Genomic DNA, 25,534 nt, shown 5'->3' with positions numbered 1-25,534 from the left:
GCGGAAGGCTAGCCCATGGACGACGGAAAACCCCTTTTCCAGCAGGTGGCCGAGCTCATCGAGGGCTCGATCATCGACGGCTCGCTCGACGAGGAGGAGCAAGCACCCTCGTCCAACGAGCTCGCAGCGTTCCACCACATCAACCCAGCCACCGCCGCCAAAGGGCTCAATCAGCTCGTCACCACCGGGGTGCTCTACAAGAAGCGGGGAATCGGGATGTTCGTCGCCACCGGCGCCCGCGACCGGCTCCGCCAGCAACGCCGCGAGCAGTTCGCCCGCGCCTACATCGCGCCGCTCCTCGCCGAGGCACGCCGCATCGGCATCGCGCCCGAGGAGCTCAGGACCATGCTCGACCACAGGGAGGACCAGGATGACCGTCACTGAACCCACCGCTTCCCCGCCCGCGCCCACCGGGCTGCACGGGGTGACCATGCGCTACGGGCGCCTCCGCGCCCTCGACGGCGTAGACCTCGCGCTGCGCCCCGGCACCATCCACGGGCTCCTCGGCCGCAACGGATCAGGCAAGACCACCGCCATGCGCATCCTCGCCGGCCACCAGATCCCCACCGCCGGGCACGCCACGCTCGACGGCGCCAAGACCTTCGAGAATGACAATGCCGTCGCCGCGATCAGCTTCATCCGGGACGATCAACGGTATCCGGAGGACTTCACCGTCCACCATGTGCTGCGCTGCGCCGCCGCGCTGCACCCCGCGTGGAACGAGCAGCTCGCCCAGCAACTCTGCCACGACTTTGCCCTGCCGCCTCGACGCAAGACCAAGAAGCTCTCGCGCGGCATGCGATCCGCGCTTGCCATCACCGTCGGGCTCGCCTCCCGCGCGCCCCTCACCCTGCTCGACGAGCCCACGCTCGGCCTCGACGCGCCCTCGCGACAGGTCTTCCACGATCGACTCATCGAGGACTACGCGCTGCATCCCCGGACGATCCTGCTCTCCACCCACCTCATCGACGAGGTCTCCCCGCTCCTCGAGCATGTGTTCATCCTCGACCGCGGTCGCGTGATCGCCGATGCATCCGCCGACGAGCTGCGCTCCCGCGCGGTGCGTGCCACCGGGGAGACCCAGCAGGTGCGGGAACTGATCGGCGACGCCTCCGTGCTGGGAACCGAGACGCTCGGCAGCCAGTCGCGCATCGTGGCCGCGATCGCAGCCGACGAGCACCTTCGCGCCGAGGCCCTGCGGCGCGGCGTGGCCCTCGATTCCGTGCCGCTCCAGCAGCTGATCACCCACCTCACCCAGGGAGCATGACGATGCCCGAGGAGAACACCATGCAAACGATCAACCGCGCCACCCGCGTCCGGCAGGCGCTCGCACTCTACCGGCAGGCCTTTCCCAGGCTCCTGATCACCATCGCGTTGATCACCGGGGCGATCTTCGTCGTACAGCTCGCCCTCGCCGCCTACCTCAGCGGGCGGGGCGAGGTCTTCACCGGCTCCGCACCGATCATCCTGGCCATCTTTGTCTTCGTGACCGCGATCCTGACGATGACGCAGTACCTGCCGCTCGCGCTGGGCCTTGGCCTCACCCGGCACGCCTTTCTGCTCGCGAGCCTGGTGCACGCGAGCATCCTGGGCATCGTGCTCACCGCCGCGTGCATGCTCCTCGCGCTCGTCGAGCACATCACTGACGGCTGGTGGCTCGGGTTCACATTCTTCGACGTCGCGGGCGAGCTCCCGGTCCATCCCGCATCAGCGATCGCCATCGTCCCCCTGGGGCTGCTCGCGGTGGCATGCCTGGGTATGCTGCTCGGCGCCATCCACACGCGCTGGGGAGGCACCGGGACCTGGGTCGCCATCCTCGGTACGCTTGCGGCGGCCAGCGTCCTCGGATCGATCGAGAGCCTGGCGTCGCTGGCCCGCAGCGCGGCCAGCATCCTCGACAGCGCGCCCATGGAGGCGCGATTGCTCGGCGGCTATGCTCTCGCCGCCCTCGTCTTCGCGGCGCTCACGAGCGTGGTGATCAGGCGCGCGTCCATCTAGCCCGACCCGATCGCCGATCCCATCACCGATCCGATCATTGGGCGGGCCACGGCACGAGCACTTCGAGCGCTGCGGGCCGCACGGATGCGCGCAGCGGGAGGACCCCGAGCCGATCCCCATCGCCCCAGGCCTCGAGCTCCTCCCCTGGATCCTCGATCCGCACCGCCACGTCCCGGCCGCGGAGGACGGTGACGTCGGGAAGCGCTACGTGGTCGCCGCGGTAGAGGCGGGGCAGCGATCGCAGCAGCCTCGCGCGCGAGTCGGCCGAGACCATCACGATGTCGAGGCTCCCGTCCGCGGGGTCGGCACCGGGCGCGATGTGCATGCCCCGCCCGTAGAAGCCCGAGCTAGCGATGACCGTGGTGAAGCCCCGGAAGCGATAGCAAGCACCATCGACGTCGACGATGTACTGGCGGGGCGGAAACGAGGCGAGGGCCCGGATGGCTGCATAGTGGTACTGGAGCGCGGCGGGAATGAAGCGTGGCGCTCGATCCACCAGCGCCGAAGCGAGGGAATCCACCCCCGCATAGACACTCCCCGCGACCACGTCCGCACCGCGTGCAGTGGTCACGTCGATGAGATCGATGCGCGTAGCCCGGCCATGCAGCAAGTAGTCGGCACTGGCAGCCGGGGCACGCGGAATGCCGAGCTGCCGGGCAAGGTCGTTTCCACGCCCCGCTGGCACGATGCCGAGGGTGCCCCCCGCGTCCGAAACTGCTCCGGCGAGCGAGCCCACCATGCCGTCCCCGCCGACCGCGACGATGATCTCGCCGCGCGCGACCGAGCCAGGCAACAGGGCATGACAATGCTGGGAGCCAGCGCTCCGGGTGATCCTCACCTGGTGTCCCGCCGCCTGGATCCGGCGCGCCACCGGCTCGGCTGCTCGGGCGGCGGAGCCGCCGCCAGCGTCGCGGTTGACCAAGAAATGGAACGCGCGGCCGACGCTCACGGCTTCGGGCCTTGCTGGGTTGGTCTCACCGCACGATGATGCGGGATGCGAGCGAGCCTGTCGATACCTCCAGCGCGAGGCGTGGATCACTGCCGTAGCGAAATTCGGCGAGACTCATCCCGCACATGTCGGATATGTTACGTTGTGACATATGTCGATCAGTCGTCACAGGTCCATCAATGAGGATGCCATCCTCGACGCCGCGCGCGACTGCGTGCTCGCGGTCGGCTGGAAGCGCACCACCCTCACCGATGTGGCCCGGCGCGCCGGCGTCTCGCGCATGTCCATCTACCGCAAATGGAACGACATGCGTCGGCTCATGAGCGACGTGATGACCCGCGAATGGACAAGCCTCCCCGGCATCGACGACCTCCTCGCCACCGAGAGCCACCATTCCGCGCGAGCACCACGCGAGCTAGCAACCGCTCTGCTCGCCATAACCGACTCGCTCCGTGACAATACGCTTTTCGCGAAAGTCATCGACGTCGATCCGGAGATCATGCTCACCTATGTCATCCAGCGCCGCGGCCGCACCCAGAACTGGGGCATCGCGGTCTTCGAGCGCATGATCCGCCAAGGACAGGCCACCGGCACGATCCGCGACGGTGACGCCGCCGCGATGGCCCACACCGTCCTCCTGCTCTGCCAGTCGTGGCTTATCTCCGCGCCCATCATGGCAGGCCCACCGACGCTCGACGCCCTCCGCGCCGAGCAGATCGACCTGCTCGCCCGCTACCTCGCCCCCAGCTAGGGCCAAGCCCACGCGCTAGGGCGACCGCAGTCGCGCGTCCAGCACAGGCAAGGCTCCCGGACCCGCGCCGCTATCGCGGCCCGACCGCATGACAGCCTCAAGCCGCGCAAGGCCGATCCCCTGCTCCACCGCATCCGCGATCGCATCGAGCTGGGCCTCCCGGGCCGCGTCCACCGAGGTACTAGCCGACACCCGGAAGCCACGCATCCCGCGGCACCGCGCCACCTCCTGCAGGAACGCGCGGCGGAACTCATCATTGTCGAGCAGGCCATGCCAATGAGTGCCCCAGCAGGCTCCCTTCGCGCTGCCCTCGCCCCCCGCAGCGGTGTCCAGCAGTGGCGCTTCGCTATTGCGCGCTACCCGACCGTGGTGGATCTCGTAGCCACGCACGTCGATGCCCCGCCCTACCGCGCTGCCGCGCCCCTCGGGGCGCTCGAGCACCTTCTCCCGCGCGAACTCGGTCACCACATCGAGCAGTGCTAGCCCCGCCACCGGACCCTGGGTGCCGGACTCCACCGGATCGACGATTGCGCTTCCTAGCATCTGGTAGCCGCCGCAGATGCCCAGGATCGGACCGCCCGCCGCTGCTCGCGCTTGCACAGCACGGTCGAGGCCACGCTCGCGCAGCCAGCGAAGATCATCGACCGTCGCCTTGCTGCCTGGCAGCACCACGAGGTCCGCGGCCAGCACCGAACCGGGATCGTCGACCCACCGCACGACCACGCCCGGCTCGCACGCCAATGCCTCCACATCGGTCGCGTTCGACACCCGCGGCAGCCGGATCGCCGCCACCGATAACCACTCGTCACCGATCGGGGGCAACGCCATGCCCACAACCCGACCGACCTGGCTGCCCAGCGAATCCTCCGCGTCGAGCCACACATCGTTCAGGAACGGCACCGTTCCCAGGACCGGGCGCCCGGTCAGCTGCTCCACCGCCTCGAGGCCGGGCCGCAGCAAGCCCGGATCACCACGGAACTTGTTCACGATGAAGCCCGCCAGGCGTTGCTGGTCAGCAGCGGAGAGTACCGCTAGCGTGCCCACGAAGTGCGCCAGCACTCCACCGCGGTCGATGTCGCCCACCACCACGACGGGCAGGCCGGCCGCCTCGGCGAGGCCCATGTTCGCCACATCGGAATGGCGGAGGTTCATCTCGGCCGGCGAGCCCGCGCCCTCGCACACCACGATGTCGAACTCCTCGCGCAGGCCGCGCAGCGTCTCGGCGGCGACATCGCGCAACCAGGCGCGGCGCGCGACATAGTCACCGGCCATCACCATTCCCTCGGCGCGGCCATGGATGACAAGCTGCGAGCGCCGATCAGACCCCGGCTTGAGCAGGATCGGATTGAACCGCGTGCTGGGCTCGAGACCGCACGCCCGCGCCTGCAGCGCCTGCGCCCGGCCAATCTCGCCGCCGTCGAGGGTGACGAACGAATTGTTCGACATGTTCTGCGCCTTGAACGGCGCCACCGCGACGCCCTGCCGCGCCCAGGCCCGGCACAATCCCGCCACGATCAGGCTCTTGCCCGCATCGGAAGTGGTTCCCGCGACCAGCAGCGCCCCCGAGGGACGCGTGGAGCTCACGCCGAGGGGAGCGTCAGTACCTCGGCCCCGGTATCGGTGACCACCAGCGAGTGTTCGAACTGCGCCGACCACTGGCGATCCTTCGTCACCACGGTCCAGCCGTCGTTCCAGATCTCATGCTCGATGCCGCCGAGGTTGATCATCGGCTCGATCGTGAACGTCATGCCCGGCTCGAGCACGGTCTCCACGGTGGGATCGTCGTAGTGCAGCACCACGAGGCCGTTGTGGAACGTCGGGCCGACGCCGTGACCGGTGAACGCGCGCACCGTCCCGTAGCCGAAGCGGCTCGCGTAGGACTCGATGACCCGCCCCACCACGTTGAGCTGGCGCCCTGGCTTGACCGCCTTGATCGCCCGGTCCAGCGCCGCCTTGGTCCGCTCGACGAGCAGGCGATGCTCCTCGGAGACATTGCCAGCGAAGAACGTGACGCATGTATCGCCGTGCACGTCACCGATGTAGGCGGTCACGTCGATCTTGACGATGTCCCCATCCTCGATCACCGTGGAGTCCGGGATGCCGTGGCAGATCACCTCGTTGAGCGAGGTGCAGCAGGACTTCTGGAATCCCCGGTAGCCCAGCGTCGACGGATAGGCGCCGTGGTCGCACAGGTACTCGTGCACGACGGCATCGAGCGCATCGGTGGTGACGCCGGGCTCGACCAGCTTGCCCGCCTCCACGATCGAATCGGCGGCGATGCGTCCCGCGATCCGCATCTTCTCGATCACCTCGGGCGTCTGCACCCACGGCTCATGGCCTTCCTTGGCTGTCTTCCGCCAGGCGTACTCGGGGCGGGTGATCGAGGCGGGCACCTCACGGATCGGCGAGAGGGTTCCAGGCTGCAAGGCAGTGCGGGTCGACATGCTAACGAGGGTAATGGGCGCGCGGTGCCGATGCGAGGAGCAGGGTGCCTGCTAGTCCACCAGCACCGTCGCGAAAGTGGCGACCTGCTGGAATCCGACCTTCGCGTACATCGTGCGCGCGGCCCGGTTGTAGCTGTTCACATACAGGCTCGCGATGCGCCCGGATCTCGCGATGGACTGCGCGATCGCTGCTGTTCCGGCCGCGCCGAGGCCACATCCGCGATAGTCGGGGTGCACCCATACGCCGTGGATCTGGCCCACCCGGTGCGACATCGAGCCGACCTCGGCCTTGAACACCACTTCATCGCCTTCGAAGCGCACCCATGCCCGGCCTGACTCGATCAGGCCCTGGATGCGGTAGCGATAGGAGCGACCGCCATCGTGGGCCAAGGGATCCACGCCGACCTCTTCGATGAACATGCGCACGGCGGCATCAAGATACGGCTCGAGCTCGTCCTTGCGTGCTCGTCGCGTGAAGGGATCGGACTGGCAGCGCGGGGGGCCGGGCAGGGCCAGCATGGGCTGCTCGTCGCGGATCTCGCGCGGCGCGCCCCACTCGCTCTCGAGCTGCTCCCACAGCGGCAGCACCAGGTCAGCGCGACCCACCAGCGAGGAGCACATGCGTGGGCCCCGGCAGGCGCGGTCCGCGAAGAACCGCATGTCGGTCTCGTCGCCGCGCAGCGGAATCAGGTTGACGCCGGAGAAGCAGAGGGATTCCTCGGGCCGGCCCCGGCTCCAGAGCTCGCCACGCAGGAACCGCGGATCCACCCCGAACTCCTCGATGCGCGCGGCGACCATGCAGCTTGCGATCGGGTCGTTGTCGAGCGCGCGCAGCACCGCTGAGGTATCACGCAACCCCAGGGGACGGGCACCCAGCAACTTCAGCACAACTCAAGATTGCCACGAGAAAGGGGTCCAGCGGTACCCCGTTTGGGGGGCAAGAACGAAAAAAGGGAAACTAGACCGTGCCGGGGCCGTGATGCGCCCGCGATCAGCGGCTCCGTGATCGGCGCCTCAGCTGACCGTCACGACCGGCCCACCGTCGCCGCTCCCCTCGGTTTCCTCGGCGATGCGCATCGCTTCCTCGATCAGGGTCTCCACGATCTTCGCCTCGGGAACAGTCTTGATGACCTTGCCCTTGACAAAGATCTGGCCCTTGCCATTGCCGGAGGCGACACCAAGATCCGCCTCGCGTGCCTCGCCGGGCCCGTTGACCACGCAGCCCATCACCGCGACCCGCAGCGGGATATCCATGCCCTCGAGCCCCGCGGTGACCTCGTCGGCGAGCGTATACACATCCACCTGCGCGCGGCCACACGACGGGCAGGAGACGATCTCGAGCTTGCGCGGCCGCAGGTTCAGCGATTGCAGGATCTGGTTGCCGACCTTGACCTCCTCCACGGGAGGCGCGGACAACGACACGCGGATCGTATCGCCGATGCCCCGCGAGAGCAGCGCACCGAACGCCACCGCCGACTTGATGGTCCCCTGGAAGGCCGGGCCAGCCTCGGTCACCCCGAGATGCAACGGGTAGTCGCACTGCTCGGCGAGCAGCTCGTACGCACGCACCATCACGATGGGGTCATTGTGCTTCACGGAGATCTTGATGTCGCCGAAGCCGTGCTCCTCGAACAGGCCCGCTTCCCACAGGGCCGATTCGACGAGCGCCTCCGGCGTGGCCTTGCCGTACTTGCCGAGAATGCGCGGGTCCAGCGAGCCAGCGTTCACGCCAATGCGGATGGGGATGCCCGCATCGCCAGCAGCCTTCGCTACCTCCTTGACGCGACCATCGAACTCCTTGATGTTGCCCGGGTTCACCCGCACCGCCGCGCAGCCCGCGTCGATCGCGGAGAAGATGTAGCGCGGCTGGAAGTGGATGTCAGCGATCACGGGGATCTGGCTCTTCCGCGCGATCTCGGCGAGCGCGTCCGCATCCTCCTGGCGCGGGCACGCGACCCGCACGATGTCGCATCCCGACGCCGTGAGCTCCGCGATCTGCTGCAGGGTCGCGTTGACGTCATGCGTCTTGGTGGTGGTCATCGACTGCACCGAGACCGGGTGATCGCTGCCGACGCCGACCGAGCCGACCATGAGTTGCCGGGTGCGGCGACGGGTCGCAAGGACCTCGACCGGGCCCGCGGGCATACCGAGGCCGATCGCATTGGTGGTTCCGGCCGAGCTCGTGCCTGTCACAACAAACCTTCCTTCAACGTCTCGCGCCCCTGCTGGGCCTTCATCAGAGGCAGGGGATGTGGCTGAGGTCCTGCCACTAGAACAATCTGATCGGGTTGACGATGTCGGCGGTGATGGTGAGAAGCATAACCGCGCCGCCGAGCAGCATCACGGTGAACGTGATCGGCAACAGCTTGGTGTAGTCGACCGGGGCGCCGTTGGGCTTGCCCATCATGCGCCGGATGCGGTTGCGGATCGACTCGTAGATGGTGACCGCGATATGCCCGCCGTCGAGCGGAAGCAGCGGCAGCAGGTTGAACAGGCCGATGAAGAAGTTCAGGCTCGCGAGCAGCAGGATGAATACTTCCCACAGGCCACGCTCCGCGACCTCCCCGCCGATGCGGCTCGCGCCGACCACGCTGATCGGGGTGTCCGGATCGCGATCCTCCCCCATGATCGACCGCACCACCGCGGGCATGCGCTCGGGGATCCTTAGCATCGCATCCCAGGTGAGCACCGCCATATCGCCGGTGAACGCGACGGAGGCGGGGAACGCCGGCAGCACGCCCAATGGCTCGGGCGGGTCCAAGCGTCCTGCTCCGACACCGATCGCGCTGACTGACTCCGGCCGCGCCTGCTCCACGGACTGGCCTGGCTCGATCACATAGCGCTGCGCGGGCTCCACCTGCACGGGGAAGTCAAGGCGCTGCTCGCCGCGCTCCACCGTCACCGTGATGACGCCCTCCGCGGGCTGCACCAGCCGCACCAGCTCGCCGAAATCGGCCACTGGCTGTCCATCCACCGCGACGATGAGATCCCCCGGCTCGATGCCAGCTTCCTCGGCCGGACCGGTGCCCGAGCATTCCGAGACACCTCCCGGCACCCACCGGCCCTCCGCGTCCTGCCGCGGCGGCTCCTGCGACGACGCCACGCAACCGACCTCGCCCACCACCGCGCTCGACGACAGCATGAGGTTTGGCAGGCCCCAGCCCAGCGCCAGCACCACCACCAGCACGAAGCCGAACACAAAGTTGCCCATCGGGCCGCCCAGCATCACCACCAGGCGCTTCCAAGTGGCTTGCTTGTACATGGCCCGCTCATGCTCGTCCGGCTCCAGCTCATCGAGAGCCGTCATCCCCGCGATGTCGCAGAAGCCGCCTGCCGGGATGGCCTTGAGCCCGTACTCCGTCTCCCCGCGCCTCCACGAGAACACCGTCGGGCCAAATCCGATGAAATACCGGCGCACCTTCATGCCGAACGCCTTGGCAGTGAGGAAATGGCCATACTCGTGCAGCGCGATCGACAAGCCAATGCCGAGCGCGAACAAGGTCACGCCAAACGCAAACATCATGAGCGGGCTACATCCTCCTGGGCGATGAGCTCACGGGCACGGGCACGGGCCCAGCCCTCCGCGGCGAGCACATCCTCGACCGTCAACGGCGCCACCGACCATTCGTCCGCGGCCGCGAGCACCTCCTCCACGATACGGACGATCCGGGGAAAACGCAGACCCGCAGTGAGGAACGCCGCAGCAGCCTCCTCGTTCGCCGCGTTATACACCGCTGTCGAGCAGCCTCCCGCCATCCCGGCCTCGCGCGCGAGACGCACCGCCGGAAAGACCTCATCATCGAGCGGCTCGAACGTCCACGACGAGGCCTCCGCGAAATCAAGCCGCGGCGCAGCGCCCGCCACCCGGTCAGGCCAGCCCAGCGCCAGCGCGATCGGCAGCCGCATGCTCGGCGGGCTCGCTTGCGCGATCGTGGATCCATCGACGAACGTGACCATCGAATGCACGATCGACTGCGGATGCACCACCACGTCGATCTGCTCGTATGGCACGCCGAACAGCAGGTGCGTCTCGATGAGCTCCAGGCCCTTGTTCACCAGGGTCGCCGAGTTCAGCGTGTTCATCGGCCCCATCGACCACGTCGGATGCGCCCCCGCCTGCTCCGGCGTCACCGGCTCGAGCCGCTCGGCCGACCAGCCGCGGAACGGCCCGCCCGATGCGGTCAGCACGATTCGGTCCACCTCGCTGCCCGTGCCCGACCGCAAGCACTGCGCCATTGCTGAATGCTCCGAATCAACCGGTACGAGCTGTCCCGGCGCGGCGGCGCCGAGCACCAGCGATCCACCGGCCACCAGGGATTCCTTGTTGGCCAGCGCGAGCCGCGCGCCCGTGCCCAGCGCCGCCAGCGTCGGCCGCAGGCCCAGCGAGCCCACCAGAGCGTTCACCACTACATCCGCCTCGACGGACTCCACGAGGTCCGTGACAGCCCCCTCGCCGCTCCGCACGCCGTCGACGCCGAGCCTTTCCGCAGCCGCTACCGACGCCACCGCGACCCGGTGCCCCGGCAAGCCCGTCGCCACGATCTGCCGTCGCAGCAGCTCCACGTTGCCGCCCCCCGCCGCGAGGCCCACCACCTCGAACCGCCCCGGGTTCTCCGCGATCACCTCCAGGGCCTGCGTGCCGATCGAGCCAGTGCTGCCAAGGAGAAGAACACGAGTCGGTGAGGTCACCCCGCCATTGTCGCCGATGGCCGTGCTCCCCCGCACCATGCCGTGCCGCGCGTGCCGCGACAGCAACCCCTCCCGGATGGCCCCGCGCGCGATGTGTCACGATAAGCTCAGTGGACCGCGCGTTCCTGGGGCAGGCCCAGGCCGCGTGAGCGTTCAGGCGATCAGGAGGAATCACGGTGGCCAGCACAGAAATCGACCCAGGCCTCGACCGCGCCATCGCGCGATCAAAGGTTGACCCGCAGGACGAGCCCTCCGTGGGCTGGGGCTGGCACGGCGAGTTCCCCGCCGCGTTCCAGGCCGTGGGCTGGCTCTTCACGTTCATGGTGTTCGCCTACCTCATCGGCAACCACGAGGGCGCTGTCGAGAACATCTTCATCATCGGCACCGGCGTCACCATCGCCATCCTGCTCATCAAGTACAACATCGACTCGCGCAAGGCCAAGCGGCGCTAGAGAAGGTCGAGGCCTGCACTCGCGTGCGGGTCCAGGGCGACTGACACCCATAGCGCACCGATCCCACGGATCTCCCATAGCTGCCACCGAAATCTCGGTGGCAGCTATGCGCTTTGCTCACGGGAGCGGACCAAGGGTGGCAGCTATGCGAAGGGCTAGCTGACACTGCCCAAGGGTGGCGCGTCAGTGGCGAACCACCCGGATCCGGGCCTCAGCCTTCCGCAGCGAGCTGTCCGCAGGCCGCCGCGATCTCCTGGCCACGGGTATCGCGCACCGTGCACGGCACGCCCTGCGCCTGCACCCGCCGCACGAACTCGGCCTCGGCCGCCTTCGGGCTCGCATCCCACTTGCTGCCCGGCGTCGGGTTCAGCGGGATGACGTTGACGTGCACGAACTGCCCCAGCGCCTTGTGCAGCTTCTTGCCCAGCAGGTCCGCGCGCCACGGCTGATCGTTGATATCGCGGATCAACGCGTACTCGATCGAGACACGGCGCCCGGTCTGGTCTGCGTAGTACCGGGCAGCCTCGAGCACTTCAGCCACCGACCAGCGGTTGTTCACGGGAACGAGAGTGTCGCGCAGCTCATCGTCAGGCGTGTGCAGCGACACCGCGAGCGTGACGCTGAGGCCCTCGTCGGCAAGCTTGCGGATGGCCGGGGCCAGTCCAACGGTCGAGACCGTCACATTGCGCTGGGAAAGCCCGAGCCCGCGCGGGGCAGGATCAGTGATGCGTCGCACGGCGGCGAGCACGCGCTTGTAGTTCGCGAGCGGCTCCCCCATGCCCATGAAAACGACGTTCGAGAGCCGACCGGGACTGCTGCCGACCTCGCCGTCGCGCATCGCGGCCGCTGCGGCCCGCACCTGATCGACGATCTCGGCAGTGGAGAGGTTCCGATCGAGCCCGGCCTGGCCGGTCGCGCAGAACGGGCAGGCCATCCCGCATCCAGCCTGGCTGGAGATGCACACCGTGGCACGATCGCGATAGCGCATCAGGACGCTCTCGAGGAGCGTGCCGTCGTGGGCCTTCCACAAGGTCTTCCGCGTCTCCCCGCGATCGCACGCGAGGTGCCGGACCGGTTCGAGCAGCGGCGGGAACAGGGCCTCGGCCACGGTCGCGCGGGCCGCGGCGGGAAGATCGGTCATCGCGTGCGGATCCGCATCGAGGCGACCATAGTAGTGGCGCGCGATCTGGTCAGCGCGGAAGGGCGGCAGGCCCAGCTCCGCGATGGCAGACTTGCGCTCCGCGGGATCAAGATCGGCGAAGTGCCGCGGCGGGATCCCGCGGCGCGGTGCGGTAAAGACAAGAGGAATGTTCGCAGGCATGACCAGACCAGTGTCCCACGGATCTCCAGGAACTCCGAACTAGTGCGCTTGCTGGCCAAATCAGCCATGATCAATACATGGCATCAAAATCTACGGACCCGTCACCGCAGGAGCCGGTTTCCCGCTCCCAGGATCCGGTAGCGGAGCCATCATCGCACCGCTCCGGCTCCAAGTCCTCCTCGCCCACCTCGAGCGCTTCGAGTGCTAAGGACACCCCCACCACCACGTCCTCGGCATCGAGCGCTGCGACGTCATCGACCTCGGCGCACCAGGAGAAGCCGGGCAAGAAGCAGCCCAAGCAGGCGCTGCCTCATTCCCGCGCTGGCTCCTGGTGGACCTCGCTGATCATCGGCGCGGCACTGCTGATCGTGCTCCTGGTATTCATCCTGCAGAACCTCGACACGCAGACCATCCACATCCTGGTGTGGCAGATGGACATGCCCGTCGGCGTGGCATTGCTCGGCGCCGCGATCCTGGGCGTATTGATCACCGCCACCATTGGTGGGATCAGGATCATGCAGCTACGACGACAAGCACGCAAGGGCTTGCGCTAGCCGCATCCCCCGGGCACGGGGCTGGCGCGCCTGCACCGGCGCGCCAGCCCCGGGTGCTCCGATCCACTACGGTCCACCGCTCTGGATCCGCGGCTTGCGGAGCGAGTGGACCCGGTATCGCACGGGCATGCGCGTGCCCATGACCTGATGCCGCGCCAGGCTAGCCACGCGGGGGCTGAACTCGATGGCGAGGACCGCCTCGAGGTCCGCGCGTGAACCGAAGGCCCACTCGGTGTCGACCCGCACGAGCTCGAAGCCCTGGCGATCGAAAAACGCCTCCACCGCTTGCGGGTCGTAGCGGGGCAGGTCCGCGCGCATCCATTCGCCGTAGCGACCGGCCGTCGCGTCGAGGTCCACGATGAGCAAGCAACCACCCGGCACAAGGACTCGCAATGCTTCCCTGATGCCGGGCTCGCAGCCTGGACCGAAGAAGTAGGCAGTGCGCGCGTGCACGATGTCGGCACTGGCGTCCGGCAAGGGAAGATCATCGGCCCGGCCGCGGAGAACAGCCACGTTGCCCAGGGCTGAGGCTCGCGCGCGGGCCGCCTCGACGAGCGGAGGGTGCGGCTCGATGCCGGTGACCGCGCGGGCGTGCTCGCTGAACCGGGGCAGGTGGAAGCCTGTGCCGCATCCGATGTCAACGATGTGTGCCCCGTGCCAGCGAGCGTGGCGCTGGAGCTGCGCCTCCAGCGCTCCCGCGTGGTCCTGCGCCTCGTTCTCGATCTCATAGATCTCTGGCCAGTGCCAGATGTTGGGGCTGGGGATCGTGATGGTCCCTTTGCGCCGCCCGCGCCGGAGCATTCCCTGGCTCTCCCCCGCTGCGCTGCTCGACCTGTAGTTGCTCGACACCTGGGCTGGTCTGGGCTGGGCTTGCTAGACCGTCAGCGGGTAGCCGAGGAGCATCACGAACACCCACAGCACGACCGCCGCCACCACAAGCGAGTCGAGCCGATCCATGAGTCCGCCGTGGCCGGGCAGGAGCGTACCCATGTCCTTGATGCCGAGGTCACGCTTGAACTGTGACTCGATAAGGTCTCCGATAGTGCCGAATATCACAAGGGCAGCACCGATGAGCGCGCCGATCAGCGGGTTCTCCCCGAGGATCAACGTGACAGTGAGGATACTGCCGATGATTCCGGCAGCCATCGAGCCGGCGAAGCCTTCCCAGGACTTCTTCGGACTGATCTGCGGCACCATCGGGTGCTTGCCGAAGAGCACTCCGGCGGTGTAGCCGCCCACATCGGAGCAGATCACGCCGATCATCAGCACCCAGATGGGGCCAGCACCCTTCTCGGTGAGGACGAGCATTGCTCCGACGCTGGTGAAGAGGATCACCCAGGTCGCGACGAAAAGAGTGATCGCGGAATCGCGCACGTAGTTCTCGGGCTTGCCCGAGAGACCGTTGCGCAGCAGGCACCACATCATGCATGTGACCGTGGTGATCGCGAAGCCAGTGAAGACACCGGTGATCCCGAAGGGCAGCGCCGCGAGCACGGTTGCCGGTCCCCCCACGACCAGCGGTATGAGCGGGAGGTACACGCCTTGCTGGCGCAGCCGCTTGTACAGTTCCCAGATCGCCAGCCCCACCGCGACGGCGACGATACCGACCCATCCACGCGGAGCGAGGAGCAGCACCGCGACGATGATGGCACCAAGACCGACGCCGACACTGATGGCCGCGGGAAGGTTCCGGCCCGCCCGGGAAGTCTTGATCTCCTCGGCGGCAGCGGCCGATTGCTCCGCTGGCTCGCCAATTGGCTGGTGCGACTCGTGCCCGTCGACCACTACATATCTCCTCGCCCGCCCGGTTTGACTGATCATTCACTCACGGTTGAGGCTAGACCTCCATAAGTTCCGATTCCTTGTGTTTGACCAATTCGTCGATCTGGTTCGTGTACTTCGCAGTGATCTTGTCGATCTCCTTCTCGGCACGCGCCACTTCGTCCTCGCCGGCCTCGCCATCCTTCTGGATGCGACCGAGCTCCTCCATGGCCTTGCGCCGCACGTTGCGGATCGCGACCTTGGAGTCCTCGCCCTTCGAGCGGGCCTGCTTCGACAGTTCCCGGCGCCGCTCCTCGGTGAGCTGCGGGATCGACACACGGATGATGTTGCCATCATTCGTGGGGTTGACGCCGAGATCGGAATTGCGGATAGCGGTCTCGATGTTGTTCAGCTGCGATTGCTCATATGGCTTGATGACGACCATGCGCGCCTCGGGCACAGCGATGCTCGCGAGCTGCGTGATGGGCGTAGGGGCGCCGTAGTAATCAATGGACACGCGGGCGAACATCGACGGGTTGGCACGGCCAGTCCGGATGGACCCGAGCTCATCCTTCGCGACAGTCACCGCCTTCTCCATTTTTTCCTCGGCATCGAACATTGCTTCGTCGATCACGGCACACCTTCCTCGTGGCACTTCGTTGATAACTATTGCACTGCTGCTGCTTCACCGCGCTCGCTTCATCAGCGGGCGCGGCCCCCCGGACCGCGGGCTCGCGTCCCGGCGCTAGTCAGGGCCGGATGCCTAGGGCCGGACCAGCGTGCCGACATGCTCTCCAGCCACAGCACGAGCGATATTGCCATGGCGCAGCAGGTTGAACACGATGATCGGCATGTCATTGTCCATGCAAAGGCTGAACGCGGTCGCATCAGCGACCTTCAGGCCCTTCTCGAGCGCCTCGCGGTGCGTCAACTCGTCAAACATGGTCGCAGTGCTGTCGATCTTGGGATCCGCGGTGTAGACACCATCTACCGCCTTGGCCATCAGCACCACCTCGGCGCCGATCTCCAGGGCACGCTGCGCCGCGGTGGTGTCGGTGGAGAAGTACGGCATCCCCATGCCCGCGCCGAAGATCACCACACGCCCCTTCTCGAGGTGACGGATAGCGCGCAACGGAATGTATGGCTCAGCGACCTGGCCCATCGTGATGGCTGTCTGCACCCGCGTGTCAACTCCTTGCTGCTGCAGGAAGTCCTGGAGCGCGAGGCAGTTCATGACTGTTCCCAGCATGCCCATGTAGTCGGCCCGGGCCCGATCAAGGCCACGCTGCTGCAGCTCAGCACCACGGAAGAAGTTGCCGCCGCCGATGACGAGCGCCACCTGCACGCCCGTCTTGACGATCTCGGCGACCTGCTCGGCGACCAGCTGGACGACGTCCGGATCCACCCCGATGCGCCCGCCCCCGAACATTTCTCCACCAAGCTTGATGAGCACTCGCTTATAGGGGCGGCGCTCTTCGGGTGTCTGGTCGGCCATGGGTCTCCTCGTCACTGGTGCCTATGTGAATGTCGCCTCATACGCGAATGCGGGGTTGCCACGTGGTCATGCCCACGCGGCAACCCCGCATATCTTGCCTCATCGCTGTGGCTCGTGCCTCCGGGACCCCCGGTCAGGACTGTCCGACCTCGAACCGCACGAAACGAGTGATGGTAGCGCCAGCCTCGTCAAGGAGAGCCTTGACCGACTTCTTGCTGTCCTTCACGTATGCCTGCTCGGTGAGCACGACGTCCTTGAAGAAGCCGTTGACGCGGCCTTCCACGATCTTGGGGAGGGCCTGCTCGGGCTTGCCCTCTTCCTTCGCGGTCTGCTCGGCGATGCGCCGCTCGTTCTCGACGATGTCCGCGGGAACGTCGTCGCGCGTGACGTACTTCGCCTTGAGCGCCGCTACCTGCATGGCGGCCTCGCGGGCAGCCTCGGCGGCGGCGTCGCCCTCGCCGGTGTACTCGACAAGCACGCCGACACCGGGAGGCAGATCGCCACTGCGCTTGTGCAGGTAGGTCTGGACCTGTCCGTCGAACGCGACGACCCGGCGCAGCTCGATCTTCTCGCCGATCCGGGCTGCGAGCTCCTGCACGGCAGCGTCGACGGTGCGGCCATTGACCTCGATCGCCTTGAGGGCGTCGAGGTCCGCGGGCTTCGCCTCGGCGGCCGCAGTGACGATCTCGTCGGCGATGGCCTGGAAGTCAGCGTTCTTGGCAACAAAATCGGTCTCGCTGTTGAGCTCGATCATGACGCCGCCAGCCGCTGCGACAAGACCTTCGGCGGTCGCGCGCTCGGCGCGCTTGCCAACGTCCTTGGCGCCCTTGATGCGCAGGATCTCGACGGCCTTGTCGTAATCGCCGTCGGTCTCGCTGAGGGCGTTCTTGCAGTCCATCATGCCGGAGCCGGTGAGCTCACGAAGCCGCTTGACGTCAGCGGCAGTGAAATTCGCCATGGTGGGGCGAGCCTCCTCTAGTGCGTATGCGGGATGCAACGTGTGGTGCTGTGCTGTCCGAGCGAAAGCGCCAGCCACGATCGTAGTCGCGACTGGCGCTTCACCTCAGTTGTCGGACGAGGTGTCAGCGGCCGCTTCCGCGGGCGCCTCCGCAGCGGCGGGCTCGCTCGCCGCAGCTTCCTCGGTTGCCGGAGCCTCAGCCGCGGGGGCCTCGGTCGCCGGAACCTCAGTCGCGGGAGCCTCGGTCGCCGGAGCGTCCTCGGTCGCGGGCGATGCGGACTCGAGGAGTTCCTTCTCCCAGTCGGCGAGCGGCTCGCCCTCGGCCTTCTCCTCCGCACCAGTGTTCACACCGGCGCGGGACTTGAGGCCGTCAGCGGCCGCAGCGGCCACAACGCGGGTGAGCAGAGCCGCGGACCGGATCGCGTCATCGTTGCCCGGGATCGGGTAGTCAACGACATCGGGATCGCAGTTGGTGTCGAGGATCGCCACAACAGGGATGTTGAGCTTGCGCGCCTCGCCGACGGCGATGTGCTCCTTGTTCGTGTCGACGATCCACACCGCGCTCGGCACCTTGGCCATGTCACGGATGCCGCCGAGGGTGCGCTCAAGCTTGGTCTTCTCACGCGTCAGCATGAGGATTTCCTTCTTGGTGCGACCTTCGAAGCCACCGGTCTGCTCCATGCTCTCAAGTTCCTTGAGGCGCTGGAGGCGCTTGTGGACGGTCTGGAAGTTCGTCAGCATTCCGCCGAGCCAGCGGTGGTTGACGTAGGGCATGCCGACGCGGGTGGCCTCGGACGCGATGGACTCCTGCGCCTGCTTCTTGGTGCCGACGAACAGGATGGTGCCACCGTGAGCGACGGTCTCCTTGACGAACTCGTACGCGGTGTCGATGTACGTCAGGGTCTGGCGCAGGTCGATGATGTAGATGCCGTTCCGGTCGGTGAAGATGAATCGCTTCATCTTGGGGTTCCACCGACGGGTCTGGTGACCGAAGTGCACGCCGCTGTCAAGCAGCTGCTTCATTGTTACAACAGCCATGGCGATTCACGGACCCAGGCACTAGGCCTGTAGTCCTCGCTCCTTTTCTCGTGTTCCGGTTTGTGCAGTCACCGGGTTGGTGACCGCCCTGGTCCTCGTCGCGAGCCTCCACCCGCGCAATGCGCGGGACCGGAAGGCCCGGGCTCCTCGAGTGCCGGGCAGGAACAGGCAACGATCGCGCTGCGGTCCGTGAACCACGATTTGCTCGTGCTCGTTCACTGCTCGGATCTAGGTGCGTTCGAGAACGCGAAATTGTGGCACGCAGCAAGCGCGCCGCCATGCAGTGTACTCCCAGCTGGCCGCAAGTACGCAACTGACGCCTTGGTCTTGCTGCGCTCCCTCTATAGCGTCGCGCGCTCATGGCCGAGCCCCCTGTGGATACTCCCCCGTTCTTCCACAGATCCGCGTTCTGATCAGTGCCAGCGCGAGGCTCGCGGCATCGTGGGATCCATGGCTGGACATCCCCTTCTCGCCCGCCGCACCGCCGCTGGCCGGGTCGCGCTGGTTCTCGCGACCGCGGTCGCGCCGCTCGCCGTCCTCGCGGCGACTGCCTCTGGATCGCCCGCCGCTGGGCCACCCGCCGCTGGGCCACCCGTCGCTGGGCCACCCGCCGCTGGGCCACCCGCCGCTGGGCCACCCGTCACGGGGACGCCCGCTACTGGGTCGCTGGAGCGTCACCGCTCCCCCATCCCCAGCCTCGATCGGGACCGCAACGCTGCGCAGGAGCTCGCGGGCCTGGGTTTCACATGGCCCCTCGATCCTCCGATCCGCGTCGCGAAGCACTTCATCGCACCTTCGCATCGCTACGGCCCGGGCCACCGTGGCGTCGATCTTGCTGCCACGCCTGGGGCACGCATCGTTGCTCCGGCGGGCGGGACGGTGTGGTTCGCTGGCACGGTGGCAGAGGCAGGCGTGGTGTCGATCCGGCACGATGGCGGCCTCATCACGACCTACCAGCCGGTCGCGGCGACAGTCAGCACCGGTGACGAGGTCACGGGAGGAAACGTCATCGGAACCGTGGAGCCCGGGCATCCCGGATGCGATGCGGCAGCATGCCTGCAGTGGGGAGCCCGCCGCGCCGAGGACCGGCTGGCATATCTCAACCCCTTGCTCCTCGTTGGAAAGGTTACCGTCAGGCTGAAACCCGTCGCCGGATCGAGCTGAACTCAAGCCCTTGGGACCGGTTCCGTGGGGCCCAAGACCTTTCGGGCTAGAAGCATTGGCGCCCAAAGCTGCACGGGCTCAAGCCCTGGGATGGGCTTGATCGTGGACGGTGCGCAGGCGACGAACCGACACCTGGGTGTAGAGCTGCGTGGTCGAGAGGCTGGCGTGGCCGAGCAGTTCCTGGACAACACGAAGATCCGCGCCACCCTCGAGGAGGTGGGTGGCGGCGGAGTGCCGGAGACCATGGGGCCCGAGGCTGGGCATGCCAGCTTCGGCGAGCAGGGTGTGCACGATCTCGCGAGCCTGCCGGGGATTGAGGCGCCCTCCGCGCGCGCCAAGCAGCAGCGCGCTTCCTGAGCGTGGCACGGCGAGCACGGGCCGTCCGAGGCGCAACCACTCGTCGAGGGCACGCTGGGCTGGCGTCCCATAGGGCACCATCCTTTCCTTCCGTCCCTTGCCCAGCACGCGCACGATACGGCTTCGCTGGTCGATGTCCCGCAGGTCGAGACCGCACAACTCGCTAACGCGTATCCCCGTTGAGTAGAGGATCTCGACGATGAGGCGGTCCCGGCGACGGATAGCGGCCTCGCGCGGTGACGACTGGCCCTGGTTGTCCCCGTCCACGTCACCGTCCGGAGAAGGTTCTGGCAGGCTGCTGGCATCGAGCCGATCGAGCGCGGTCGCGGCCTGGTCCTGTCGCAGGATGTGCGGCAAGGTGCGGTGACGCCGGGGTGATTGCAGGCGGGCGGCCGGGTCGGAATCAAGGTGTCCATGCTTGACAGCCCAGGCGGTGAATGCCTTGATCGAGGAGGCGCGCCGGGCGAGCGTGGATCGGGCCAGTCCGTCTGCTGCTTGTTCCGACTGCCACGCACGAACCGTGGTGAGATCAATATCGCGCAACCTTGTGCAACCGCGAGCCGCCGCGTGGTCGAGAAGCGCGCGAACGTCGGCAAGGTAGGCGCGGACGGTGTGCTCGGACCGGTCCCGCTCCAGGACGAGATGCTCGGCGAACTGGTCCAGCACGACTGCGAAACCTACGGGAGTGGGATCCAGAGAGGGGGGCTCCAGTGAGGGCGAATCCAGTGAACCGGGGGTATCGCTGGCGTCGTCGGCGGCGGTCGCGCGCTCTCCTGGCATGCCGCTAGCGTGCCCGTTGCCGCCTGACTTGGCAATGACTCGCGCACGTGGCGCGTGGCATTCGCGGCTGTGCCGGGAAACGGTCCTCACTGCGAAGTGGGGCGCGTGCCGGATCGTGAGCTGCAACGCTGCCACTCGCCGTCGATGCAGCGGGCTTGGCCGTGCATCTCGAGGACCGCGAGCGCGGCCCGGGTTGTCCTCGCATCCAGACCTGCGTCTGCGCCGATCCGCGCGGTCCCGGCGTGGCCCTTGATAGGCAGCATGTCGAATACCCGCAGCTGCTCAGGGGTGAGGTGATCGGTCGGTCTCGCAAGGTGTGGCGTCGCGGCCGGAGGTCCGGAATCCATCGGCAGCATCGGGGCGCCGAAAACGTCGCGAGCTCTCGTGAGCAGGACCGCCTCCCCGTTCCGGATCATCTCGTGGCATCCCACCGAGGCAGCCGAGCTGACGGGGCCCGGCATAGCGTGAACGGGGGTGTTGTACATCCGTGCCCAGCGGGCGGTATTGCGGGCGCCGCTGCGCGCCCCGGCCTCAGTGATGATGACGTGCTCGGCGAATGCCGCGATGAGCCGGTTGCGTGCGAGGAAGCGGAAGCGGGCAGGCCTCGTCCCCGGCGGGTATTCGCTGATCACTGTGCCGTGTCGGGCGATGCCCTGGAGAAGCCGTGCGTGCCCAGCGGGATAATCCTGATCGATGCCGCACGCGAGGATGGCGACTGTCGGCTGGTGGGCGGCGAGCGCGGCCCGGTGAGCGCATCCATCGATGCCGTAAGCAGCGCCGGAGACGATCGTCGAGCCATTCGTGGCCAGCTCGTGCGCGATATCGCGGGTGCAGTGCTCGCCGTATGCGGTGGGTGCGCGGGTACCGATGACGGCGATTCCCCGGGATAGGAGTGTGCCGACATCCTCTTGGCCGCGTATCCACAGCGCGATGGGCGGCGCGGCACCTGCGTCACGGCGAGCTCGATCATTCTGCATCTGCAACGTATGCCAGGCAGGCCATTGCGGGCTGTCCGCGGTCAGCAGCGTCCCGCCGTGGCTGGCGAGGGCCTCGAGGTCGGCGCCGGAAGTGTCCTTGTCCCGGCGGGCCTGAGTCGGCTTATCAAGCGCAGGGGGCAGCTTGCCCGCGCGTATGGCCTCGGCCGCGTCGATCGGGCCGACGAGGTTGATCAGCTCGTGGAGCGCCCAGCATGGTCCCTCCGCGACACGGGAGAGGTATGCCCAGGCTCGTTCCGGAGTGCGGGTCGTGGTGGCCGCGGGAAGGATCGTCGTGCTGGCGCTTGGTGGAATGTTCAGGGACGGCATGGGTTCTTCTCTCATCGCAGGTGCTGGATGCGGTAGGCGAGCGCTTGGTCCACGTGGGTGCGCGAGGGCACCGTGGCTCCTTCGAGGTCGGCGATGGTCCATGCCACGCGGAGCGCTCGATCCGCGCCACGTGCGCTGAGCAGTCCCTGGCGCATGGCGGTATCGAGGGTTTGGCGGGCTCGTGGGCCGGGGGCCGCGTGCGCGCGCAGGGCGGGGCCTGGCACCTCGCTGTTCGTGGTGCAGCCGAGGTGCTTCCACCGTTCCCGCGCGGCGTTGCGGGCCGCTTGCACCCGCTGCCGCACTTGGTGGGAACTTTCAGGCGTCTCGTGGCTGGGGCTGTGGTGGCCCGCGAGGACGGGCCACATCCTCACGCCGAGGTCGATGCGATCGAGCAGCGGACCGGAAAGCCGCGACCGGTAGCGGCGCAGAGTCGTGGGGGTGCAGGTGCAGTCCGCCTCGTAGCGCGGCGCGCAAGCGCAGGGGTTGGCCGCGAGCACGAGCAGGAACCGTGCCGGATAGCGAGCGACCCCTCCGCGGCGACTGATCCGCACCTCGCCTTCCTCGAGCGGGGTGCGGAGCGTGTCGAGCACCCGGGGCGAGAGTTCCGCGCACTCGTCGAGGAAGAGCACGCCACGGTGGGCTCGGCTGACCGCGCCAGGGCGCGCGATGCCAGCGCCACCTCCGATGAGCGACACCATCGTGGCGGAGTGGTGGGGCGCCACGAACGGAGGGCTGTTCACTAGCGTGCCCCCGGCCGGGATCTCGCCGAGCAGCGAATGGATCGCCGTGACCTCAAGGGCCTCATCGGGCTGCAGTGGCGGAAGGATGCCTGGCAATCGATGGGCGAGCATGGTCTTGCCAGTTCCTGGCGCTCCTTGCAGGAGCAGTGGGTGTGTGCCAGCAGCGGCGACCTCCACGGCGAAGCGGGCTTCGTCCTGTCCCGCGACATCGGCGAGGTCGGGATACTGGGGCGGCGTTGGGCTGCGGGGCGAGCCGGGGCGCTCGAGAACGTCGACGCCGTTGCACCAGCTGATGACCTCATTGAGCGAACCTGCTCCGAGCACCGAGATTCCCGGCACGAGGGATGCCTCGTCGAGGTTTTCCATCGGCACGATGACGGCCTCGCACTTGCTCGAGCGAGCAGTGGTCACTGCGGGCAGCACTCCTCGCACGGGCCGGATGCGACCGTCGAGCGCGAGCTCGCCAATGACGGCGGTCCGCCCCCATGCCGAGGTAGCCGGGATGATCGATGCGGAGGCCAGAATGGCGCAGGCCAGGCCCAGGTCATAGTGGGAGCCGATCTTGGGCAGGTCAGCGGGCGAGAGCGCCAGGGTGGTCCGCCCCACGGGCCAGCTGTGCCCCGAGTTGCGGAGGGCGGCGCGGACACGGTCCCGGGCCTCGTTGAGGGTGGTGTCCGGGAGCCCAACGATGTGCATTCCGGGCAGTCCCCTGCCGATATCGGCCTCGATCTCCACCAAGCGGCCATCAAGCCCCGTCATCGCAACTGTGTGGGCACGTCCGATGGGCATCAGCACACGTCCTTGAGGTGCGTGATGTCGGGAAGCGCGGAATCGCCTGGGTGCGCGATGATCCCGACGATGTCGAAGCGGATCGCTCCTCGCCGCCACTCGTGCGCGACGAGCCAGTGCCGGGCGGCCTCGCGCATGCGCCGGGCCTTGACCGGTGTGACCATCTCGCATGGGTGGCCATGGAGATCAGTGGCACGGGTCTTGACCTCGACCATGACGAGTGAGCCGCCGGTGTCGAGGCAGATGAGATCGAGCTCGCCCTGCACGCAGCGCCAGTTCCGGGCGATGACCTGGTAGCCAAGATTGATGAGGTACGCGGCGGCGAGGTCCTCTCCCGTGCTACCTAGTGCCCGGGCCCCGGCGTGCCGAGCGCGGGCGGGGTGGTCCCCGGATCGTTCGCTCTGTGGGGCCTGGCCCGGATCTGGCCGCCTGGCGATGAGGTTCGCGCCAGCGTGGACCGGGCTGGAATGGGGCTGGTGGGGCATGGATCCGTCCTGCCTTTGCGGGGAGTTCAGGGGCATTGGCGTTGCGCCGCTGTCACTGTGCCCGCATCAGGCAGGAGTTCGCGCCCGTGCAAGAGCTAGCTGTGGAGAGGTCGGTATCTGTGGATAAGCCTGCCCGGAACTGTGGTTCGTGTCAGTCGGGCCTACTATCAATTGGCGGGGGCTACCTGGCTCTCGGAAGGCCAGATTGACCGCTGGGCTTGGGGCTCCCGCAACTCAGCGATCAGCTCCCGGCTGGGTGCCGTCGTCGGGCCGCGCTGGTTCGCGGTTCTCGCGGGAGGATCCGGGCCTGGCCCAGTTGATGCTGAAGGTGCTCACGCCGTGCTTCTCCCCTGCCACGACGTCGAGGTCGATCAGTCCAAGGATTCGTCGGTGGATGCGCATCGTTTGTCCCCTAGCTGAAGTGGCCGCCGCCGGGCGGCAGGTTGATCTCGGGCTTCTCGAGTTCCTCGATGTTGACGTCCTTGAACGTGAAGACACGGACGTGGCTGACGAACCGCGCGGGGCGATACATGTCCCACACCCAGGCGTCGGTCATGCGCACCTCGAAGTAGACCTCGCCCTCGGCGTTGCGCGGGATGAGTTCCACGGCGTTAGCGAGGTAGAAGCGTCGCTCGGTCTCGACCACATAGGCGAACTGGCCCACCACGTCGCGGTACTCGCGGTACAGCGTGAGTTCCATCTCGGTGTCGTACTTCTCGAGATCCTCTGCGCTCATGACGTGGGTCCTCCTTCTCTGTTGCGTCTCTTGGGTCGTTCGCGGCTGCTCGATCGCTCGCGCTCCGGAAGCGTGGTCATGCTTGCCCGTCAGCAGCGCGCACGAGGCGAGACCTAAACATACGGGAAGCCTCGGCGACGTTGGCGTAGGACATCCTGTGGAGTGGCGTGACACCGCGCGCCACGATTTCCTGCATGTGACTGGCGGTGGAGTACCCCTTGTGGCGCGCGAACCCGTACCCCGGGTAGTGCTCGTCCATCTCGGCCATGAGGCGATCACGAGTCACCTTTGCGAGCACGCTCGCCGCCGCGATGCACGCCGCGCTGGCATCGCCACTGATCACCGCGAGCGAGGGCCAAGGAATCCCAGGGACCGGAAAGCCATCGGTGAGCACGTAGCCAGGTGAGGGATCCAGTCCCATGGCGGCCCGGCGCATTCCCTCGATGTTGCACACGTGCACGCCACGCTCGTCGATCTCGCGGGACGGGATGGTGACGATGTGCGTGCTGCGAGCGACGGCGAGAATGCGCGGATAGAGATGCTCGCGGGTCCTCTCGCTGAGGATCTTCGAATCGTCGAGCCCAGGCAGCCTGGTGTGAGCGCGCTCGGGCAGGATGCAGGCCGCGACCACGAGGGGCCCCGCGGAGGCACCCCGACCAGCTTCGTCCACGCCGGCGACTGGTCCGAGCCGACGGCGCAGGGCCCCTTCGAGCGCGCGGTTGCCCGTGTCTCGCCGGATGATGGCGCGAGGAGGCCAGGCAGCCATCAG

28 protein-coding genes are annotated in these 25,534 nt (G+C 67.5%); 7 read left to right on the top strand and 21 right to left on the bottom strand.

The genetic code is table 11. The features are described from left to right. Positions 1–15 precede the first annotated feature (15 nt). The 3 genes from QC765_RS02445 to QC765_RS02435 are packed head-to-tail and all read left to right on the top strand — an operon-like array spanning position 16 to position 1,998. Complete coding sequence (locus QC765_RS02445; RefSeq protein WP_278312837.1) at positions 16–384, top strand: GntR family transcriptional regulator; 369 nt, start codon at positions 16–18, stop codon at positions 382–384. Further along, on the top strand, positions 371–1,267 hold the full coding sequence (locus tag QC765_RS02440; RefSeq protein ID WP_278312836.1) for an ABC transporter ATP-binding protein: 897 nt from the start codon (positions 371–373) through the stop codon (positions 1,265–1,267). The genes QC765_RS02445 and QC765_RS02440 overlap by 14 nt, the downstream gene beginning before the upstream one ends. After that, positions 1,264–1,998 (top strand): hypothetical protein, encoded by a 735-nt coding sequence (locus tag QC765_RS02435; protein WP_278312835.1) that lies wholly within the window; start codon positions 1,264–1,266, stop codon positions 1,996–1,998. The genes QC765_RS02440 and QC765_RS02435 overlap by 4 nt, the downstream gene beginning before the upstream one ends. Before the next feature lie 34 nt (positions 1,999–2,032). Here the strand turns inward: QC765_RS02435 and QC765_RS02430 are convergent, their stop codons facing one another. Beyond that, positions 2,033–2,947, bottom strand: coding sequence for a diacylglycerol/lipid kinase family protein (locus tag QC765_RS02430; protein ID WP_278312834.1), 915 nt, complete (start codon positions 2,945–2,947; stop codon positions 2,033–2,035). A gap of 151 nt (positions 2,948–3,098) precedes the next feature. Here QC765_RS02430 and QC765_RS02425 point away from each other — a divergent pair, with 151 nt between their 5' ends. Continuing rightward, complete coding sequence (locus QC765_RS02425) at positions 3,099–3,698, top strand: TetR/AcrR family transcriptional regulator (protein WP_278312833.1); 600 nt, start codon at positions 3,099–3,101, stop codon at positions 3,696–3,698. A 15-nt stretch (positions 3,699–3,713) separates the two neighbouring features. Here the strand turns inward: QC765_RS02425 and QC765_RS02420 are convergent, their stop codons facing one another. The 6 genes from QC765_RS02420 to dxr form a co-directional block, all read right to left on the bottom strand. Then, positions 3,714–5,282, bottom strand: a complete 1,569-nt coding sequence (locus QC765_RS02420; protein WP_278312832.1) for a cobyric acid synthase — start codon at positions 5,280–5,282, stop codon at positions 3,714–3,716. Next, entirely contained in the window at positions 5,279–6,142 is an 864-nt protein-coding gene (map, locus tag QC765_RS02415; RefSeq protein ID WP_278312831.1) for a type I methionyl aminopeptidase, read from the bottom strand. Before map ends, QC765_RS02420 begins: the two co-directional genes overlap by 4 nt. 51 nt (positions 6,143–6,193) lie before the next feature. Beyond that, positions 6,194–7,030 carry a GNAT family N-acetyltransferase gene (locus QC765_RS02410; protein ID WP_278312830.1) on the bottom strand — a complete coding sequence of 279 codons (837 nt, stop codon included), beginning with the start codon at positions 7,028–7,030 and terminating at the stop codon, positions 6,194–6,196. Between the two features lie 126 nt (positions 7,031–7,156). After that, on the bottom strand, positions 7,157–8,287 hold the full coding sequence (gene ispG / locus QC765_RS02405) for a flavodoxin-dependent (E)-4-hydroxy-3-methylbut-2-enyl-diphosphate synthase (RefSeq protein WP_278313113.1): 1,131 nt from the start codon (positions 8,285–8,287) through the stop codon (positions 7,157–7,159). Positions 8,288–8,411: 124 nt separating this feature from the next. Beyond that, complete coding sequence (locus QC765_RS02400; protein WP_278312829.1) at positions 8,412–9,665, bottom strand: M50 family metallopeptidase; 1,254 nt, start codon at positions 9,663–9,665, stop codon at positions 8,412–8,414. Then, positions 9,662–10,870, bottom strand: a complete 1,209-nt coding sequence (gene dxr, locus QC765_RS02395; RefSeq protein ID WP_278313112.1) for a 1-deoxy-D-xylulose-5-phosphate reductoisomerase — start codon at positions 10,868–10,870, stop codon at positions 9,662–9,664. The genes QC765_RS02400 and dxr overlap by 4 nt, the downstream gene beginning before the upstream one ends. Positions 10,871–11,007: 137 nt before the next feature. Between dxr and QC765_RS02390 the strand changes: the two genes are divergently transcribed. Continuing rightward, positions 11,008–11,283: a DUF2631 domain-containing protein gene (locus tag QC765_RS02390; RefSeq protein ID WP_278312828.1), complete on the top strand. Its 276-nt coding sequence runs from the start codon at positions 11,008–11,010 to the stop codon at positions 11,281–11,283. A gap of 211 nt (positions 11,284–11,494) precedes the next feature. Here the strand turns inward: QC765_RS02390 and rlmN are convergent, their stop codons facing one another. Then, complete coding sequence (gene rlmN, locus QC765_RS02385; RefSeq protein ID WP_278312827.1) at positions 11,495–12,604, bottom strand: dual-specificity RNA methyltransferase RlmN; 1,110 nt, start codon at positions 12,602–12,604, stop codon at positions 11,495–11,497. 77 nt (positions 12,605–12,681) lie between these two features. Here rlmN and QC765_RS02380 point away from each other — a divergent pair, with 77 nt between their 5' ends. Next, a complete protein-coding gene (locus QC765_RS02380; protein ID WP_278312826.1) occupies positions 12,682–13,158 on the top strand; it encodes a LapA family protein in 477 nt (158 codons plus the stop codon). 66 nt (positions 13,159–13,224) lie between these two features. Here QC765_RS02380 and QC765_RS02375 read toward each other — a convergent pair whose 3' ends face one another. The 6 genes from QC765_RS02375 to rpsB all read right to left on the bottom strand — a co-directional run bounded on the left by QC765_RS02375 (position 13,225) and on the right by rpsB (position 18,410). Then, positions 13,225–13,959 (bottom strand): class I SAM-dependent methyltransferase, encoded by a 735-nt coding sequence (locus QC765_RS02375; RefSeq protein WP_278313111.1) that lies wholly within the window; start codon positions 13,957–13,959, stop codon positions 13,225–13,227. Positions 13,960–14,031: 72 nt separating this feature from the next. Beyond that, on the bottom strand, positions 14,032–14,943 hold the full coding sequence (locus QC765_RS02370) for a phosphatidate cytidylyltransferase (RefSeq protein WP_278312825.1): 912 nt from the start codon (positions 14,941–14,943) through the stop codon (positions 14,032–14,034). 52 nt (positions 14,944–14,995) lie between these two features. Continuing rightward, positions 14,996–15,553, bottom strand: coding sequence for a ribosome recycling factor (gene frr, locus QC765_RS02365; protein ID WP_278312824.1), 558 nt, complete (start codon positions 15,551–15,553; stop codon positions 14,996–14,998). Positions 15,554–15,682: 129 nt separating this feature from the next. After that, the gene (gene pyrH, locus QC765_RS02360) at positions 15,683–16,414 is read right to left on the bottom strand and encodes a UMP kinase (RefSeq protein ID WP_278312823.1); all 732 of its coding nucleotides are present in this window, start codon (positions 16,412–16,414) and stop codon (positions 15,683–15,685) included. A 133-nt stretch (positions 16,415–16,547) separates the two neighbouring features. Beyond that, positions 16,548–17,372: a translation elongation factor Ts gene (gene tsf / locus QC765_RS02355; protein WP_278312822.1), complete on the bottom strand. Its 825-nt coding sequence runs from the start codon at positions 17,370–17,372 to the stop codon at positions 16,548–16,550. A 105-nt stretch (positions 17,373–17,477) separates the two neighbouring features. After that, positions 17,478–18,410 carry a 30S ribosomal protein S2 gene (gene rpsB / locus QC765_RS02350; RefSeq protein WP_278312821.1) on the bottom strand — a complete coding sequence of 311 codons (933 nt, stop codon included), beginning with the start codon at positions 18,408–18,410 and terminating at the stop codon, positions 17,478–17,480. Between the two features lie 450 nt (positions 18,411–18,860). Between rpsB and QC765_RS02345 the strand changes: the two genes are divergently transcribed. Then, positions 18,861–19,574 carry a M23 family metallopeptidase gene (locus QC765_RS02345; protein ID WP_278312820.1) on the top strand — a complete coding sequence of 238 codons (714 nt, stop codon included), beginning with the start codon at positions 18,861–18,863 and terminating at the stop codon, positions 19,572–19,574. 78 nt (positions 19,575–19,652) lie between these two features. Here the strand turns inward: QC765_RS02345 and QC765_RS02340 are convergent, their stop codons facing one another. The 7 genes from QC765_RS02340 to QC765_RS02310 all read right to left on the bottom strand — a co-directional run bounded on the left by QC765_RS02340 (position 19,653) and on the right by QC765_RS02310 (position 25,531). Beyond that, positions 19,653–20,711, bottom strand: coding sequence for a tyrosine recombinase XerC (locus QC765_RS02340; protein WP_278312819.1), 1,059 nt, complete (start codon positions 20,709–20,711; stop codon positions 19,653–19,655). 86 nt (positions 20,712–20,797) lie between these two features. Next, positions 20,798–22,015, bottom strand: a complete 1,218-nt coding sequence (dprA, locus tag QC765_RS02335; protein WP_278312818.1) for a DNA-processing protein DprA — start codon at positions 22,013–22,015, stop codon at positions 20,798–20,800. Positions 22,016–22,026: 11 nt separating this feature from the next. Beyond that, positions 22,027–23,544 (bottom strand): YifB family Mg chelatase-like AAA ATPase, encoded by a 1,518-nt coding sequence (locus QC765_RS02330; RefSeq protein ID WP_278312817.1) that lies wholly within the window; start codon positions 23,542–23,544, stop codon positions 22,027–22,029. Beyond that, positions 23,544–24,029 (bottom strand): YraN family protein, encoded by a 486-nt coding sequence (locus QC765_RS02325; RefSeq protein WP_278312816.1) that lies wholly within the window; start codon positions 24,027–24,029, stop codon positions 23,544–23,546. Before QC765_RS02325 ends, QC765_RS02330 begins: the two co-directional genes overlap by 1 nt. 234 nt (positions 24,030–24,263) lie before the next feature. Further along, entirely contained in the window at positions 24,264–24,431 is a 168-nt protein-coding gene (locus QC765_RS02320) for a hypothetical protein (RefSeq protein WP_278312815.1), read from the bottom strand. A gap of 10 nt (positions 24,432–24,441) precedes the next feature. Then, entirely contained in the window at positions 24,442–24,765 is a 324-nt protein-coding gene (locus tag QC765_RS02315) for a DUF2469 domain-containing protein (protein ID WP_149359976.1), read from the bottom strand. Between the two features lie 76 nt (positions 24,766–24,841). Then, positions 24,842–25,531, bottom strand: coding sequence for a ribonuclease HII (locus QC765_RS02310; RefSeq protein WP_278312814.1), 690 nt, complete (start codon positions 25,529–25,531; stop codon positions 24,842–24,844). Positions 25,532–25,534 lie beyond the last annotated feature (3 nt).

It is taken from the genome of Hoyosella levis, assembly GCF_026008515.1.
Classification (GTDB): Bacteria; Actinomycetota; Actinomycetes; order Mycobacteriales; family Mycobacteriaceae; genus Lolliginicoccus; species Lolliginicoccus levis.
The sequence above is the reverse complement of the archived record's forward strand: the minus strand, read 5'-3'. Positions and strand labels throughout refer to the sequence as shown.